The sequence below is a fragment of the Mesorhizobium sp. M5C.F.Ca.IN.020.32.2.1 genome, assembly GCF_004023105.1.
Classification (GTDB): domain Bacteria; phylum Pseudomonadota; class Alphaproteobacteria; order Rhizobiales; family Rhizobiaceae; genus Mesorhizobium; species Mesorhizobium wenxiniae.
In genome coordinates this window covers 1-13,864 of record NZ_RZSX01000060.1, presented here as the reverse complement: position 1 = coordinate 13,864, position 13,864 = coordinate 1, and the positions used below count along the sequence as shown (strand labels likewise).

12 protein-coding genes and 1 pseudogene are annotated in these 13,864 nt (G+C 62.4%); 11 read left to right on the top strand and 2 right to left on the bottom strand.

Translation table 11 applies throughout. From position 1 onward, the window contains the following. The 8 genes and pseudogenes from EOA86_RS05080 to EOA86_RS05045 form a co-directional block, all read left to right on the top strand. Positions 1-497, top strand: a 497-nt coding sequence (locus tag EOA86_RS05080; protein WP_164891561.1) for an ABC transporter permease, incomplete at its 5' end; no start/stop codon positions are given. 58 nt (positions 498-555) lie between these two features. Further along, positions 556-1,869, top strand: coding sequence for an FAD-binding oxidoreductase (locus tag EOA86_RS05075; RefSeq protein ID WP_128340890.1), 1,314 nt, complete (start codon positions 556-558; stop codon positions 1,867-1,869). A 315-nt stretch (positions 1,870-2,184) separates the two neighbouring features. Next, complete coding sequence (locus EOA86_RS05070) at positions 2,185-2,850, top strand: haloacid dehalogenase type II (RefSeq protein WP_128340889.1); 666 nt, start codon at positions 2,185-2,187, stop codon at positions 2,848-2,850. Positions 2,851-2,872: 22 nt separating this feature from the next. Continuing rightward, a complete protein-coding gene (locus EOA86_RS05065) occupies positions 2,873-4,150 on the top strand; it encodes an FAD-binding oxidoreductase (protein ID WP_128340888.1) in 1,278 nt (425 codons plus the stop codon). A 71-nt stretch (positions 4,151-4,221) separates the two neighbouring features. Continuing rightward, positions 4,222-5,211: a threo-3-hydroxy-L-aspartate ammonia-lyase gene (locus EOA86_RS05060; RefSeq protein ID WP_128340887.1), complete on the top strand. Its 990-nt coding sequence runs from the start codon at positions 4,222-4,224 to the stop codon at positions 5,209-5,211. Between the two features lie 251 nt (positions 5,212-5,462). Then, positions 5,463-5,754, top strand: a pseudogene (locus EOA86_RS05055) (IS6 family transposase); the annotation flags it as partial. Positions 5,755-6,090: 336 nt separating this feature from the next. Beyond that, positions 6,091-7,413 (top strand): FAD-binding oxidoreductase, encoded by a 1,323-nt coding sequence (locus tag EOA86_RS05050; protein WP_128340892.1) that lies wholly within the window; start codon positions 6,091-6,093, stop codon positions 7,411-7,413. A gap of 48 nt (positions 7,414-7,461) precedes the next feature. After that, positions 7,462-7,722, top strand: coding sequence for a LysR substrate-binding domain-containing protein (locus EOA86_RS05045; RefSeq protein WP_348627873.1), 261 nt, complete (start codon positions 7,462-7,464; stop codon positions 7,720-7,722). 43 nt (positions 7,723-7,765) lie between these two features. Here EOA86_RS05045 and EOA86_RS05040 read toward each other — a convergent pair whose 3' ends face one another. After that, complete coding sequence (locus EOA86_RS05040; RefSeq protein ID WP_128340891.1) at positions 7,766-8,704, bottom strand: ornithine cyclodeaminase family protein; 939 nt, start codon at positions 8,702-8,704, stop codon at positions 7,766-7,768. A gap of 299 nt (positions 8,705-9,003) precedes the next feature. On the opposite strand from EOA86_RS05040, the gene EOA86_RS05035 reads away from it, so the two are divergent. From EOA86_RS05035 to EOA86_RS05025, 3 genes are all read left to right on the top strand, one after another. Beyond that, complete coding sequence (locus EOA86_RS05035) at positions 9,004-9,870, top strand: GNAT family N-acetyltransferase (RefSeq protein WP_128340886.1); 867 nt, start codon at positions 9,004-9,006, stop codon at positions 9,868-9,870. Positions 9,871-9,890: 20 nt separating this feature from the next. Next, positions 9,891-11,060, top strand: a complete 1,170-nt coding sequence (locus tag EOA86_RS05030) for an alanine racemase (protein ID WP_128340885.1) — start codon at positions 9,891-9,893, stop codon at positions 11,058-11,060. A 93-nt stretch (positions 11,061-11,153) separates the two neighbouring features. Then, positions 11,154-12,608 (top strand): aldehyde dehydrogenase family protein, encoded by a 1,455-nt coding sequence (locus EOA86_RS05025; RefSeq protein ID WP_128340884.1) that lies wholly within the window; start codon positions 11,154-11,156, stop codon positions 12,606-12,608. 96 nt (positions 12,609-12,704) lie between these two features. Here EOA86_RS05025 and EOA86_RS05020 read toward each other — a convergent pair. Next, the coding region (locus EOA86_RS05020; protein WP_128340883.1) for an aminotransferase class III-fold pyridoxal phosphate-dependent enzyme at positions 12,705-13,864 on the bottom strand (1,160 nt) is incomplete at its 5' end.

The following is a 13,864-nucleotide window of genomic DNA, read 5'->3' as shown; positions in this document are numbered from 1 at the left end:
CGGTCGATGGCTTCCTGTCCTTCCCGTCGATCTTCCTGCTGCTGGCGCTTGCTGCGGCGCTGAAACCGAGCCCGGCTATGGTCACCGTCATCATCGCGGTCACCAGTTGGATGGAAGTGGCTCGAATTGTCGAGGCCGAGGTCCGCTCTCTGCGCGAGCGCGAGTTCGTCCTGGCTGGGCGCATGCTGGGATTGAGCGGCGCCCACATCATGTTCCGGGAGATCCTGCCCAACGCCATGGGACCGATCATTGTGGCCGCCACATTGACAGTTGCGCACGCGATCCTTCTGGAAGCCTATATCAGCTTCCTGGGCTATGGCATTCAGCCGCCGCTGGCCAGCTGGGGTAACATGCTGGAGGGCGCCCAGCAGTATCTGGCGAGCGCGCCCTGGCTGGCGATCATCCCGGGCGCCGCCATCACCATCGCAGTCACCAGCTTCAACTTTATCGGTGACGGACTGCGCGACGCGCTCGACGTGCGAGATGACCGTGTCTGATCTCGTCAGCAAACGCGACCCACTGCAGATCCTAAAAACGCAACGGGAAGTAGCGCACGTGCATGAGGAGAAAGTCGCCGACAAGAACACGCCCTACTGGTGGGAAGCCGCACCTGTCAGGCCGCTGCCGTCGCAGCCGCTGGCAAAGCGGCTCGATGTGGCAATCGTCGGCGCTGGCTATGCCGGGCTGTCCGCCGGGCTGGTGCTGGCGCGTGAAGGACGGTCAGTTGCGGCCTTCGATGCGATGAACCCCGGGGAAGGAGCTTCGTCGCGCAACGGCGGGATCACCAGCGGAAGCATCCGACCGAACTATGCGACGATCACCAGGCGCTTCGGCGAGGCAAAGGCGATGGCGATCGAGGCCGAGGGCAAGATCGCCCGCGAGTTCCTGTACGACTTCATCGAGACGGAAGGGATCGACTGCGATTTCCAGCTGGTCGGCCGGTTCATGGGTGCTCTCGGATACGACCAGTACGAGAAGATGGCCCGCGGCGCCGAGGCGTTGGCGAAGAGGCTGGGGATCGAATCCTACGCTGTTCCGCATGCCGAGCAGTGCAACTACATCGGCACCGACTTCTACCGCGGCGGCACGGTTCGGATGGACATTGGCGGTTTGCACCCGGCTAAGTTGCACGCCGAGCTCCTGCGGGTGGCCTTGGCTTCCGGGCTGACGGTCCACTCAGGAACGCCCGTGATTTCCATCGAGAAAGATGTGTCCGGGTTCCGTGTCGCGACATCGGCCGGGACTGTGCAGGCCCGGCAGGTGCTGGTCTGCACCAACGGATATACCGATGGCGGCGCGCCCTTCCTGCGCCGCCGTCTGGTTCCCGTCCGCAGCCGGATCATCGTCACCGAGGAGCTTCCGCCTGAATTGATGGCGCGGCTGATGCCCAAGCTGATGATGATGGGCGAGAACCGGGAGCTGGGCTTCTACTATCGTCCTTCGCCCGACGGCAGGCGCATTCTGCTTGGTGGGCGAGACAGCTCCCGCGGCAAAAGCGATCCGACAGCCCCGACGCTCCGCCTGCGTAACGGTCTGATTGAAATTTTCCCGGAGCTGGAGAAGGTTCGCCTTTCGTACAGCTGGTTCGGCAACGTGGCCATGAACCGCGACATGATTCCCCGCATCTTCGAGACGGACGGCGTAGTGTATGCGACCGGCTTTTGCGGTTCGGGTGTGGTCTGGGCGCCGTGGGTCGGTACGCGTGCCGCCCACAAACTCATGGGCCATGCCGACAGGGCACGCTCGGCTTTCGACTTCCGGCCGCCCGCGGCTGTGCCGTTCTATCGGGGCAATCCGTGGTTCATGCCGGCGGTCATCAAGGGTTATGGCCTGCAGGACAAGATCGCCTGGTGGCGCGCCCGCCGCTGAGCCTGCGCAGGCGTTCTTGTGCAATGTCATTTTCATCGAGCTTCGGGGCGGTTCAATAGTATCCCTCCGCCGAAGGCCGTCTGCCGTGATCTGCTGACAGGCTTTAAGTCCATGCCTCATAACTGAGCGGCTTGAATTCAGACCAATGTATCGCCGTCGCCTTGCTCGCTTTTCCTGTTCTTTTGCGACCGGCAGCAGTCCATGCCGTGGAGCCTGCCCGAAAACGCAATTTCCTGCGCGCCGAACACAAAAGGCCGCAAGCTCTACCGCTTGCAAACACGCATTCTGGAACCACCTGACGAACCGGAGAGAGCCATGACCTTCCGTCCCAAATTCATCACCTTTGATTGCTACGGCACGCTCATCAACTTCGACATGGCGGGCGCCGCGCGCGATATCTATGGGACGTTGCTCTCCGAAGAGAAGATGGCCAAGCTCATCAAGAACTTCGCGGCTTATCGCCTTGACGAAATCCTAGGAGACTGGAAGCCGTACTCGCAAGTCGTCGCCGACGCGTTTGAGCGCGCTTGCAAGGCGAACGGCCTTGCCCATCGGCCGGAATACGGCCAGCAGATCTATGACAAGGTTCCGACCTGGGGTCCTTGGCCCGACGTTCCGGCAGGCCTTGCAAAGGTCGCAGCGGAAATTCCGCTCGTCATCCTGTCGAACGCGTCGAACGACCAGATCCACAAGAATGTCGCAAAGCTCGGCGCTCCGTTTGCGCATGTCTTCACGGCCGAGCAGGCGCAGGCTTATAAGCCCCGCTTCCGCGCGTTCGAGTACATGATGGACATGCTCGGATGTGGCCCGGAAGACATTCTGCACTGCTCCTCGTCATTCCGCTATGACCTGATGTCCGCGCATGATCTCGGCATCAAGAACAAGGTCTGGGTCAATCGTCGCCACGAGCCGGCCAACCCCTTCTATGAATATACCGAAATTCAGGACATTTCCGGCCTTGCCTCGGTGGTTGGCCTGTAACGTCTGAGACTGGACCATTTCAATGAAGCTCGCTTCCTATTGGCATGACACCTCTGAACGCTTCGATGGCGCCAACGCCGCGCCTGTATCAGGGGATTTCGATGTCGCGGTGGTCGGCGCCGGATTTACCGGGCTGAACGCCGCTCGAAAACTAGCAAAGTCCGGCGCAAAGGTTGCCCTTATCGAGGCACAGCACATCGCCTACGGGGCATCGGGGCGCAATGGCGGCCACCTCAATAGCGGCCTTGCCGAAAGCTTCGGGGCGGCCAGCGCCCATTTGGGTGAAGCAAGGACGCGTACGCTGTGGGACGCCTATAATCGATCAATCGACATGATCGAGGCGATCGTCGAGGAGGAGGCGATAGACTGCAGTTTCCGGCGCTCCGGCAAGCTGAAGCTCGCGTCCAAACCATCCCATGTTGCGCGGCTGCGCGCTATGGGTGCGGAAATCGCCCGTGAAGTCGATCAGTCAGTCCGCTGGCTCGACAAAGACGAGTTGCGCTCGGAACTCGGGTCTGACGCCTTCCACGGCGCGGTTCTCTATCCGAAGACAGCAATGGCCCATATGGGGCGCTATGCAAACGGACTGGCAGCGGCCGCCAAGCGGCATGGTGCGTCGATCTGGGAAAACAATCTGGTGATCTCGCGGCAGAAGGTCGCCAATGGCTGGCAGCTGACGACGCCGACGGGCAGTCTTACGGCGCGACAGGTCATTCTGTCCACTGATGCCTATACGACGTCGGCCTTCGGATATTTTCAGCAACGCATCATACCGATCGCCTCATTCATCATCGCGACGCGGCCTTTGACCGGCACGGAAGTCGCTGACACGCTTGCGGGCAATCGCACCTACGTCAACTCGCTCAACATCGCCAACTACTTCCGATTGACGCCGGATAATCGCTTCCTGTTCGGCGGACGTGCCCGCTTTTCCGCCGCTTCGAGCCACCGTACGGATCAAAGCTCCGGCGAGTTGCTACGTCGGCAGATGCTCAGCATGTTCCCGCAGTTGGAGAACGTCGAGATCGACTATTGCTGGGGTGGTTTGGTCGGCTGCACGCCCGACCGCTTTCCGCGGGCCGGCAAAGCTGACGGCGTCATCTACGCGATGGGTTATTCCGGACATGGGGCGCAGATGTCGACCTTAATCGGCAATGTACTTGCTGACATCGCCTTGGACATAAAGGGAACAAATCCCCTCGACGGCATGGAACTCGATGCCGTACCTATGCACACCGGAAAGCCCTGGTTCCTGCCGGTCGTTGGCGCATATTATCGCGTCAAGGATCTCCTGCCCTGACCTGATCGAGGACGCGGTTTGACGCACTGCGTTTCTTTGTCTTGCTTAACCCGACGTAGCAGAGAGGCTTCATGGCCCAGAATAACACGATCCAGATTCCGACGTTTGCCGATGTCACCGCCGCGGCTAAACGTATTGACGGGATCGCACACAAGACGCCGGTGATGACGTCGCGCACCTTCAATGCGATGACCGGCGCCGAGGTGTTTTTCAAATCCGAAAACCTTCAGCGCGGCGGAGCTTTCAAGTTCCGCGGTGCGATGAACGCCATTCTGGCGATCGACGAGAAACTCCGTGCCCGCGGTGTCGTGGCCTACTCGTCCGGAAACCACGCGCAGGCACTTGCCTATGCAGCACAGATCACCATGGTACCGGCAACAATCATCATGCCGAAGGACGCACCGGCGCTGAAGGTGGAGGCGACCAAGGGTTACGGCGCAGATGTCATCTTCTATGACCGCTATACCGAAAACCGCGAGGAAATCGGAAGACGTGTCGCCGCCGAGCGCGGCGCGACCCTCATCCCGCCTTACGACCATGCCGATGTGATTGCCGGCCAGGGTACCGCCACACTGGAGCTGATCCAGGAGGTCGGCGAGCTCGATGCGCTCTATGTCTGCCTCGGCGGCGGTGGCTTGCTCGGCGGCGCAGCCTTGGCTGCTGCGGAATTGTCGCCCAAATGCCGTGTCGTTGGCGTCGAGCCAGCGGCAGGTAACGACGGCCAGCAGTCGTTCGAGAAGGGCGAAATCGTCACAATCCCCGTGCCGCAGTCGATCGCAGACGGCGCCGTCGTCACCCATCTCGGCGAGCATAACTTTCCGATCATCCGCGAGAAGGTCTCCGCCATCATGACTGTGACCGATGCGCAACTCGTGTCGACCATGCGCTTCTTCGCCGAACGAATGAAGATGATCGTGGAACCCACCGGTTGCCTCGGCGCTGCCGCAGTGCAGGCCGATGCCGCGAAGCTTGCGGGAAAACGCGTCGGCGTGATCCTGAGCGGTGGCAATATCGACCTCTCTCGCTTCGGCGAACTGCTTCAGGCTACACCGGCAGCCTGACGGTGACCGAGGTGGCCCGATGAGCGATCGCGCCACCTCTTCACCGAAAATCAGCACACCTTAGGCGAATTAGCCCGGGGCCTGAGCAGCGACACCGAACACTCTTAGTCGATCGGCACCAACTTCCGGTACGCTATTCCAGTCGCCTCGATAGGACACGGTCGTAACGGGCGTGTCGCAAATTTTCTCCGTTAACGGCCTATCGACCATCGCCGGAGAAATTCCCGCTCAAAATGTTGTGGAGCGTAGCGATGATCCTGAACGCCATTGCCGAGAAACTGAAGCGTCAATCGAAGGATGATTTCAAAGGGCGGCATTTCGCGGCACGGCTCATTGTGCAGGCGGTGACTTGGTATCTACGCTATCCACTCAGCTACCGAGACTTGGACAAGATGTTCCCGAACGTGGCTTGAAGTCGACCACAGTACGATCAATCGCTGGGTCCTCGCCTACGCGCCGCTGATCGAGAAGCGGCTCCGTCAGTTTCGTCGGCCTCACTGTGGCTCAGTTCGGATCGACGAGACCTATGTCAAGATCCGCGGCATGAACTGCACGATCAAGGACGCCACGGTCAAACGCTTCTACTATGAGAGCCACGATCAGCTCAGGTAACACCTCGCCGACCTTGTTGCCGCCTACAACTTCGCTCGCAGGCTCAAGACCCTTGAGCGCTATCCGACGCACTCGCGAGCAGGTGCCGCCCTTCGCGGAACGGGCGCTCGATCGGGCCTGAGCAACTCGTATCGATCAAGCGATCAAAAACCCGCATATCTGGCGAAGTCCTGGATGATTTCGGCACATTCTTTCGAGCGCACGATGCGATGAAGGGCTGATCGGAACTTTGCTTCCGCATTCTTGGCAGCCGAGGTTGGTTGGAACATGTCGCCCCGAGTCGAACGCATTCACAGCGATGAGCGTCTCCCGGCCGAGGCCGACGTCGTCATCGTCGGCGGCGGCATCCTCGGCTCTACGGCCGCCTATTTCCTGGCGAAACGTGGCCTCTCTGTGGCTCTGCTCGAGAAGGGCCACGTCGCCTGTGAACAATCGAGCCGAAACTGGGGTTGGTGCCGCCAGCAGAACCGCGATCGGCGCGAACTGCCGCTCTCGGTGATCTCCATGCGACTGTGGGACGAGCTCACGCGCGATATCAATCGGGACCTTGGATTTCGACGCTGCGGTCTCGTCTATGCAACCCACGACGAGGCTGTGCTCGCCGGCTGGGAAAAGTGGCGCGAGGTCGCCAGGGAGTACGACGTCGACACCCGCGTGCTGAGCCGGGCGGAAGTGGCCGAGCGCGTCCCCGAAGCGCGCGACAAATGGGTCGGCGGGACCTATTCAGACCGGGACGGTAAGGCCGAACCTGCGCTCGCCGCGCCGGCTATCGCCGATGGGGCCAGAGCTCTGGGCGCCACGATCCACCAGGGATGCGCCGCGCGGGCGCTCGACTTGGCCAATGGCAAGATTGCGGGCGTGCACACGGAGAAGGGCTACATCAGAACCAGCGCGGTGCTGTGCGCCGCTGGCGCTTGGGCCTCGCGCTTCCTGAGGCCGCTCGGAATCAGTTTCCCCCAAGCGAGCATCCGGCAGACCGCGCTGCGTTCCACCCCGACAATCAACATAGGCGAGGCGGTCTCCACACCCTACTGCACGATCACGCGCCGACTGGACGGCAGCTATACGCTTGCGATCAGCGGCAAGGCGAACCTCGAAATCACGCCCCAGGCTATTCGGTATAGCCGGGAATTCATGCCGCAGTTCTTGCGTCGCCTGAAGAACGTCAGGCTCGGCATCGGCCAATCGTTCGTTTCGGGGCCGGATTCATTGCCGGCGCTCCTGACCAGCGACGATAGGATCTTCGAAAAGAATCGCGTGTTGGATCCTCCACCCTTGAAATGGCTGGTAAGCCAAGTGGTGGAGAGTGTCCGGAAAACCTTCCCTCAACTCGGCGATATAGAGATCGATAGCGCCTGGGGCGGCTTCGTCGATTGCACGCCGGACGCAGTGCCTGTGGTGTCGCAGGTGGACGGGGTGAAAGGCCTCGTCCTCGCGGCGGGCTGCTCGGGCCACGGCTTCGGTTTGGGCCCGGGGCTTGGCCATCTCGCCGCAGAGCTCGTCGTAAACGACACGCCTTGCGTCGATCCTACACCGTTCCGCCTGTCGCGTCTGGTCGACGGCTCGAAGCTGGACATTGCCGCCATCTGAAGGTCAGCCGGAAGTCAGGCCTGACGCGCACCAACCCTCCACCCCTCGGTGCTGCGCCCAACGGAAATTCGCTTCTACGACCATCACTTTCTGATCGTTGAAGCCGCATCGGCGGGGTTGGGCGTTGCCCTCAGTCCCATGGTCCTCGCAACCGACGACATAGATAGAGAGCGGCTCATCGCACCGGTCGGCTTCGATCCCGACGGAAGCCACTACGGGCTCATATGGATAGGACAAACTGAACTGTCTGGGAAAGCCCACGATCTTGCTCGATGGCTGGAAGCAGAATGCAAGATTTCGTTTGGCTAAGCAGGTATGCAGTAGATGCCGGTCAAATCCCTCGTGCGCTAGATCAGCGGTGGGACGCCTCAGCGCGGATCAGCGCCTCGGCCATGTAGAGATCCTGTAGGGAGATGCCGGAGCTGTCGAAGACGGTAATCTCTTCGTCGGAGCGGCGTCCCGGCGCGCGGCCTTCGATCACATCGCCGATCGCCGTTAGGGCGAGCATGCCGGCGTCGATTTCGTCGCGCACGTGCTGAAAGTCGCCGATCTGGACGGACTGTGAAGGGAAGTCGCAGAAGAGGCTTGCCCTCGAGAGCAATTCTGTCGGCAATTCCTGCTTGCCGGGCGCATCCGATCCCATGCTGACGACGTGCGCGCCGTCACGCACCCAATGGGCCTGAAACAGTGGCTCGCGCGAGGGGGTTGCAGTGACCACGATGTCCGCCTGACGCACGGCGTCTTCGGCCGAGGCGGCGCGCGCCGCGAGGTCTTTGGCGCGGATACGCTCGACAAAAGTGTCGCGTCGCGGTGAAGGTCCGGCCACGACCAATACCGTCTCGACCGGACGGATGCGAGCCAGCGCCGCGACCTCGAAACCCGCCTGGTTGCCGGCGCCGAATATCGCCAGCACCTTGGCGTCCTTCCGGGCAAGAAGGTCGGCCGCCACCGCGTCGGCGGCGGCTGTTCGATAGGCATTGACCTTGCCCGCCTCGATCACGGCGCCGAGGCGTCCGGTTTCCTGGTCGAGCAGGACGACGGTGGAGTTGTGGCGGGGCAGGCCGCGCGCGGGATTGCCCGACCAGAAGGAGCCGATCTTGACTCCGGTCAGCTCGTCCGACGAACCGGATTTGATTGAGAAGGTATTGGTCGCCTCCCGTGCACGCCCGAGAACCGCGGGAAAGACCAGGCTCTGTTTCGAAGCGGCAGCAACGAGAGCTCTCCGCACGGCGTCGAAAGCCAGTTCATGGGTGACCAGGGCGGCTGAGTCCTCTTCGCTGATGTAGATCATCCCGAATACCTCCTGAGCAACAAGCTGTTCATCGTTGGGGCGTGTTGCGACTGTGCGATTGCGGGGCTTGGATCGCGTCCGTTGTGAACCGTGCGGGCGCAACACGGATCGCCAAACGATGAAAGCGAGGCGATACGAGGCGCCGGATATACTTCGCCCGCTTTGCGCAGTTTGGTATGCCGAGGAATGGCTCAAAACGAATAGTCTCGCTGATCTGAACGGGCAAAACAGCAGCGAAATCTGTGCTCCGGACGGCACCTTGAGGTTCGATCTCTGGGTAAATCGAAGGCGTCTTGCGCATGGCCGTTGGGCTTAACAATGACATCGTCGGCGATCCGACCGAGCTGACCGCGTTCGAGATCAGCCATGTGCCGGGCGCCCTGAAGCTGTCGCAGGAAATGGGCTGGCCTTACCGCAGCGAGGACTGGGAGTTTGCTGCCAGGGTGGGCGAGGGCCTTGTTCTTAAGCGTTCAGGCGAGGTGATCGGGTCGGCAATGTGGTGGAACTACGGGCAGGCTTATGCCTCGGCCGGGATGATCATCGTCACCCGCTCCGCGCAAGGCGGCGGCAATGGCTCGCGGCTCTTCAACGCGTTGCTTGAGGCGACGGAAGGTCGCAACGTGCTGCTCAATTCGACCGAAGATGGGCTGACGCTCTACAGGCGACGCGGCTTCACCGTTTGGGGCACCGTGCTTCAGCACCAGGGCCAACTGAACGTCCCCGTACCCGCGAAGGCCTGCGCCGACATCAGGCCGGCGACGGTATCAGACCTGCCGGCACTCCGCGCCTTCGACGAACGGGCCACCGGAATGCCTCGCGGGCCGATGGTCGCTGCGCTTGCCGATGTGGGCGACGTGGTGGTGATCGACCGCCGTGGACGGGTTACCGGTTACGTGATCGCCAGGAAGTTCGGGCGCGGCTACGTTGTCGGCCCAGTGGCCGCCGAAAGCGCCGAAGACGCGCAACGCCTGATCCTAGACCAGCTTTCGAGGCTCCACGGCCAGTTCGTGCGCATCGACGTCTATGCCGAGCATGGATTGGGCGACTGGCTGGAAAGCCTGGGCCTTGTCAGGGTCGGCGGAGCCACCGCCATGGTCAGGGGGCGGCGACCAATGCCCGACGGTGCGGCCTGCATGTACGCCCTGGCGAACCAGTCCTTCGGTTAGTGATGAGGAACATCGAGAACATGGAAACGAACGCGAAATCGCTGGAACCGGTCCAAAAGATCGACGGCCTTGTCACACCGTCGCTGCTGCTGGATCGCGGGAAGCTCGAGCGCAACATAAACCGTCTCGCCGACCACGCCAGGAAGCTTGGCGTTGTGTTGCGCCCGCACATGAAGACGGCCAAGAGCATTGACGTCGCCCGACAGGTCTTCCCCACAGAACCCGGCCCGATCACGGTCTCTACCATCGCCGAGGCGGAATATTTCGCTGACCACGGCTATCGCGACATGACCTATGCGGTCGGTCTGTCGCCGGCCTCGGCTCGGCGTGCCTCGGAGCTCTGCCGCCGCACCGGCGTCGACCTGAAGCTGCTGCTTGATACCGTTGAACAGGCCGATGCCCTGGCCGATGTGCGCAAGGCCACGGGCGTTACTCCATCCGTGTTCATCGAACTGGATTGCGACGACCATCGCGGTGGACTGAAGCCGGACGATCCCAAGCTCATCGAGGTCGCCGACCGGGTGGTCGCGGCGGGCGCCCACCTCGTCGGCGTCCTCGCCCATGCGGGCGAGTCCTATGGTTTGAGCACGCCCGATGCTCTGGTGAGGGCAGCCGAGAACGAGCGTTCGGCCACCGTGCGAGCCGCCGAAATTCTGCGCGCTCGAGGCCATGCCTGCCCGATCGTCAGCCTCGGCTCGACGCCCACCGCACACTTCGCCGAGAATCTCGATGGCGTCACCGAACTGCGCGCCGGTGTCTACATGTTCTTCGACCTCGTCCAGCATGGAGTCGGGGTCTGTGCCGTCGACGACATCGCGATTTCAGTGCTGGCCACGGTGGTCGGCGTTAAGCCGGAGAAGGGCTGGGTGCTTGTCGACGCGGGGTGGATGGCGCTCTCGCGCGATCGCGGCACCGCGAGCCAGCGGGTAGATCAGGGTTACGGCCTGGTATGCGACGAGGCGGGTCGCGTGCTCGAAGACGTGATCGTGTCACAGGCCAGCCAGGAACACGGCATCCTGGCGATCCGCAGCGGCTCGGCCAAGAGCATGCCAGACCTTCGGGTCGGTGCCCGGGTGCGGATCCTGCCAAACCACGCCTGCGCGATGGCCGGCCAGCACGATTTCTACAGCGTCGTCAACGGAGGAAGTCCGGAGATCGACGCGCGGTGGGAGCGGATCCGCGGCTGGTAGAAGTTCCGCTGGCCGGCGATCCCCGGATATTTCGGGCGTCCCTGGTTCCTGCCGAGTCCTCGGCGCCTACTATCGGATGAAGGACCTCGTGACATGACCACGCCCCTCGAGCACCTGTCTCGCAACGGCCGCCTCGGCACATTCTTCATCGACGGCGAATGGCGCGCGCCCAGGGGCACTGGCCAGGCCGCCGTCACGAATCCGGCGACGGAAGAAGTGGTGACGCAATTTCCGCTCGGAAACGGCGAGGACGTGGACGCGGCCGTTTCAGCGGCCCGCCGGGCATTCGCCACCTGGAGCCGTACCAAGCCGGAATACCGCGCGGATTTGCTCGATCGCCTGCAGGCGCTGCTCGAGGCTCGCACCGAGCTGCTTGCGCAATGCCTGACCCTCGAAATGGGCGCGGCGATCGCATATGCGCGCGCCGCGCAGGTGCCGCTGGCGATCGCCCATGTGCGGGTCGCTCGCGAGGTCCTGACGGCCTTCCCCTTCGTCGAGCAGCGCGGTCACACCGCCGTCACTCGCGAACCGATCGGGGTCTGCGCGCTGATCACACCGTGGAACTGGCCACTCTACCAGATCACCGCCAAGGTCGCGCCGGCGCTCGCCGCAGGCTGCACGGTCGTGCTGAAGCCGAGCGAGCTTTCTCCGTTGAGCGCCCTCATGTTCGCCGAGGCGATCGAAGAAGCCGGCTTCCCGGCCGGTGTCTTCAACCTCGTCAATGGCGACGGCCCTTGCGTCGGTGCGGCTCTCGCCTCCCATCCGGACGTCGACATGATCTCGATTACCGGCTCCACCCGCGCGGGCATCGCGGTGGCCCAGGCGGCAGCGCCGACGGTCAAGCGCGTCGCGCAGGAGCTCGGCGGCAAGTCGCCGAATGTGATCCTCCCGGACGCCGATCTCGATCGCGCCGTCTCGCTGGGCATCGCCGCCGCCTTCCGCAATCTCGGCCAGTCGTGCAGTGCGCCGACGCGTATGATCGTGCCGCGCGCGCAGCTTTCCGAGATCGAGTCGATTGCCAGGCGCGCCGCGGACGATATCGTTGTCGGTGATCCTCTCGCGGCGACCACCACCCATGGCGCAATCGCCAACGGCGCCCAGTTCGACCGGATTCAGACGATGATCGGCGTCGGGATTTCGGAAGGCGCGAAGGTCGTCGCCGGCGGACAGGGCCGTCCCGGCGGTCTGAATGCCGGATTCTACGTCAAACCGACGATTTTTTTCGAGGTGCGCACCGGCATGCGTATTGCCCAGGAGGAGATCTTCGGCCCGGTTCTTTGCGTCATTCCTTACGAGACAGTGGAGGAGGCCGTCACCATCGCCAACGACACCGTCTATGGCCTCGGGGCGCATGTGCAGGGCAAAGACATGGACGTCGTCAAGGACGTCGCGTCGCAAATCTGCGCCGGGCAGGTGCATCTCAACTACCCGACGTGGGACCCCCACGCGCCGTTCGGCGGCTTCAAGCAATCCGGAAACGGACGCGAGTACGGTCTCGAGGGCATGCTGGAGTATCTCGAGGTCAAATCGATCCTCGGCTATTTCTAGGCGTCATGTCGCCAGGCGCAGGGACGCGCGCCGGTGGCGCCATCTATTCCAACAGGCTGCCTTCGGTGAGCGCTTCCGCACATTGCGGTATGCGGTCTAGCCTACGACCTTGATGAGCGCTTGCTCCATGGATGCAAGGAAGAGGTCCACATGCTCGGCTTGGCAAACGAGCGGAGGGCGCACTTTAAGTGTATCCTCATTGGCCCCTGTCGTGCTGATAAGTACGCCGTCATTCCGCATTGCGTTGACCACATCCAAAGCCATTGCACGCCGGCCCGCGGCCGGTGTGTCCTCAGGCCCCATGTCGATGCCAAAGAAAAGACCGGCGTTTCGGATCGCACGAACTCCATGATGCTGCTTTGCGATCTTTTCCAGTCCGGCTCGGAGGCGCTGGCTCATGGCAAGCGCCTTTTGGGGAATTTGGTCACGCTGCAGGATCATTAGCACGGCGTCCGCGGTAGCTATTCCAACTGTGTTTCCGGCGAACGTGTTCGAGTAGCGCGCGGTGGCGCCAAACTGCTCCATCGGGGCTCTGCGACCAACGACGGCGCCAATTGGAAATCCGTTGCCCATCGGCTTGCCGAGGGTAACAAGATCCGGAACGGTCCGGTGCCGCTCGAAGCCCCACATATGGGCGCCGGTTCGCCCAAAGCCCGGCTGAACTTCGTCGGCAATGACGAGGCCACCTGCCTCCCGCACCGCCGTAGCTCCGCCGGCAATAAAACCAGGAGGATCTGCCCATACGCCATCGCTGGAAAAAATACTGTCGATGAGCAGGGCCGCAACGCCTATGCCACGACGGTTCAGATCCATAATGGCTGAACGAATCTGTGCCTCGAAAAAGTCCGCAGCCTGGGCTTCCGGCACGCCCGCCGGCCCGGGTAGGGTTACCATGCGCACGAATGGGCTGAGCTTGACTGCGTCGCCCAGGTTCGGCGAAACCGCGGCGGTAGCCGTACTCGTGCCGTGATACGCATAGGTGGACACGATCACACCTTCGTTGCCGCTCGCAAATCGCGCGATACGCAGGGCCAGATCGTTGGATTCACTCCCCGTGCAAGTAAAAACCACACGGTCGAGCTCGTTTGGGAAAGTATCAACCAACCGCTCGGCATAGTCGACAAGTTTCGGCTCGAGATAGCGCGTGTTGGCGCTTATTCGGCCCGCCTGCTCAGCCATTGCGGCGATTACTTCCGGGTGGCAATGGCCGAGAGACGGCACGTTATTATAGAAGTCGAGATAGGCCCGCCCGTCAG

Bases quoted from the DNA above. Each gene is read 5' to 3' on its own strand.
- EOA86_RS05065 (WP_128340888.1), top strand. From the start codon at position 2,873: ATGAAGCTCGCTTCCTATTGGCATGACACCTCTGAACGCTTCGATGGC.
- EOA86_RS05030 (WP_128340885.1), top strand. From the start codon at position 9,891: ATGGAAACGAACGCGAAATCGCTGGAACCGGTCCAAAAGATCGACGGC.
- EOA86_RS05070 (WP_128340889.1), top strand. From the start codon at position 2,185: ATGACCTTCCGTCCCAAATTCATCACCTTTGATTGCTACGGCACGCTC.
- EOA86_RS05025 (WP_128340884.1), top strand. From the start codon at position 11,154: ATGACCACGCCCCTCGAGCACCTGTCTCGCAACGGCCGCCTCGGCACA.
- EOA86_RS05040 (WP_128340891.1), bottom strand. From the start codon at position 8,704: ATGATCTACATCAGCGAAGAGGACTCAGCCGCCCTGGTCACCCATGAA.
- EOA86_RS05050 (WP_128340892.1), top strand. From the start codon at position 6,091: ATGTCGCCCCGAGTCGAACGCATTCACAGCGATGAGCGTCTCCCGGCC.
- EOA86_RS05035 (WP_128340886.1), top strand. From the start codon at position 9,004: ATGGCCGTTGGGCTTAACAATGACATCGTCGGCGATCCGACCGAGCTG.
- EOA86_RS05060 (WP_128340887.1), top strand. From the start codon at position 4,222: ATGGCCCAGAATAACACGATCCAGATTCCGACGTTTGCCGATGTCACC.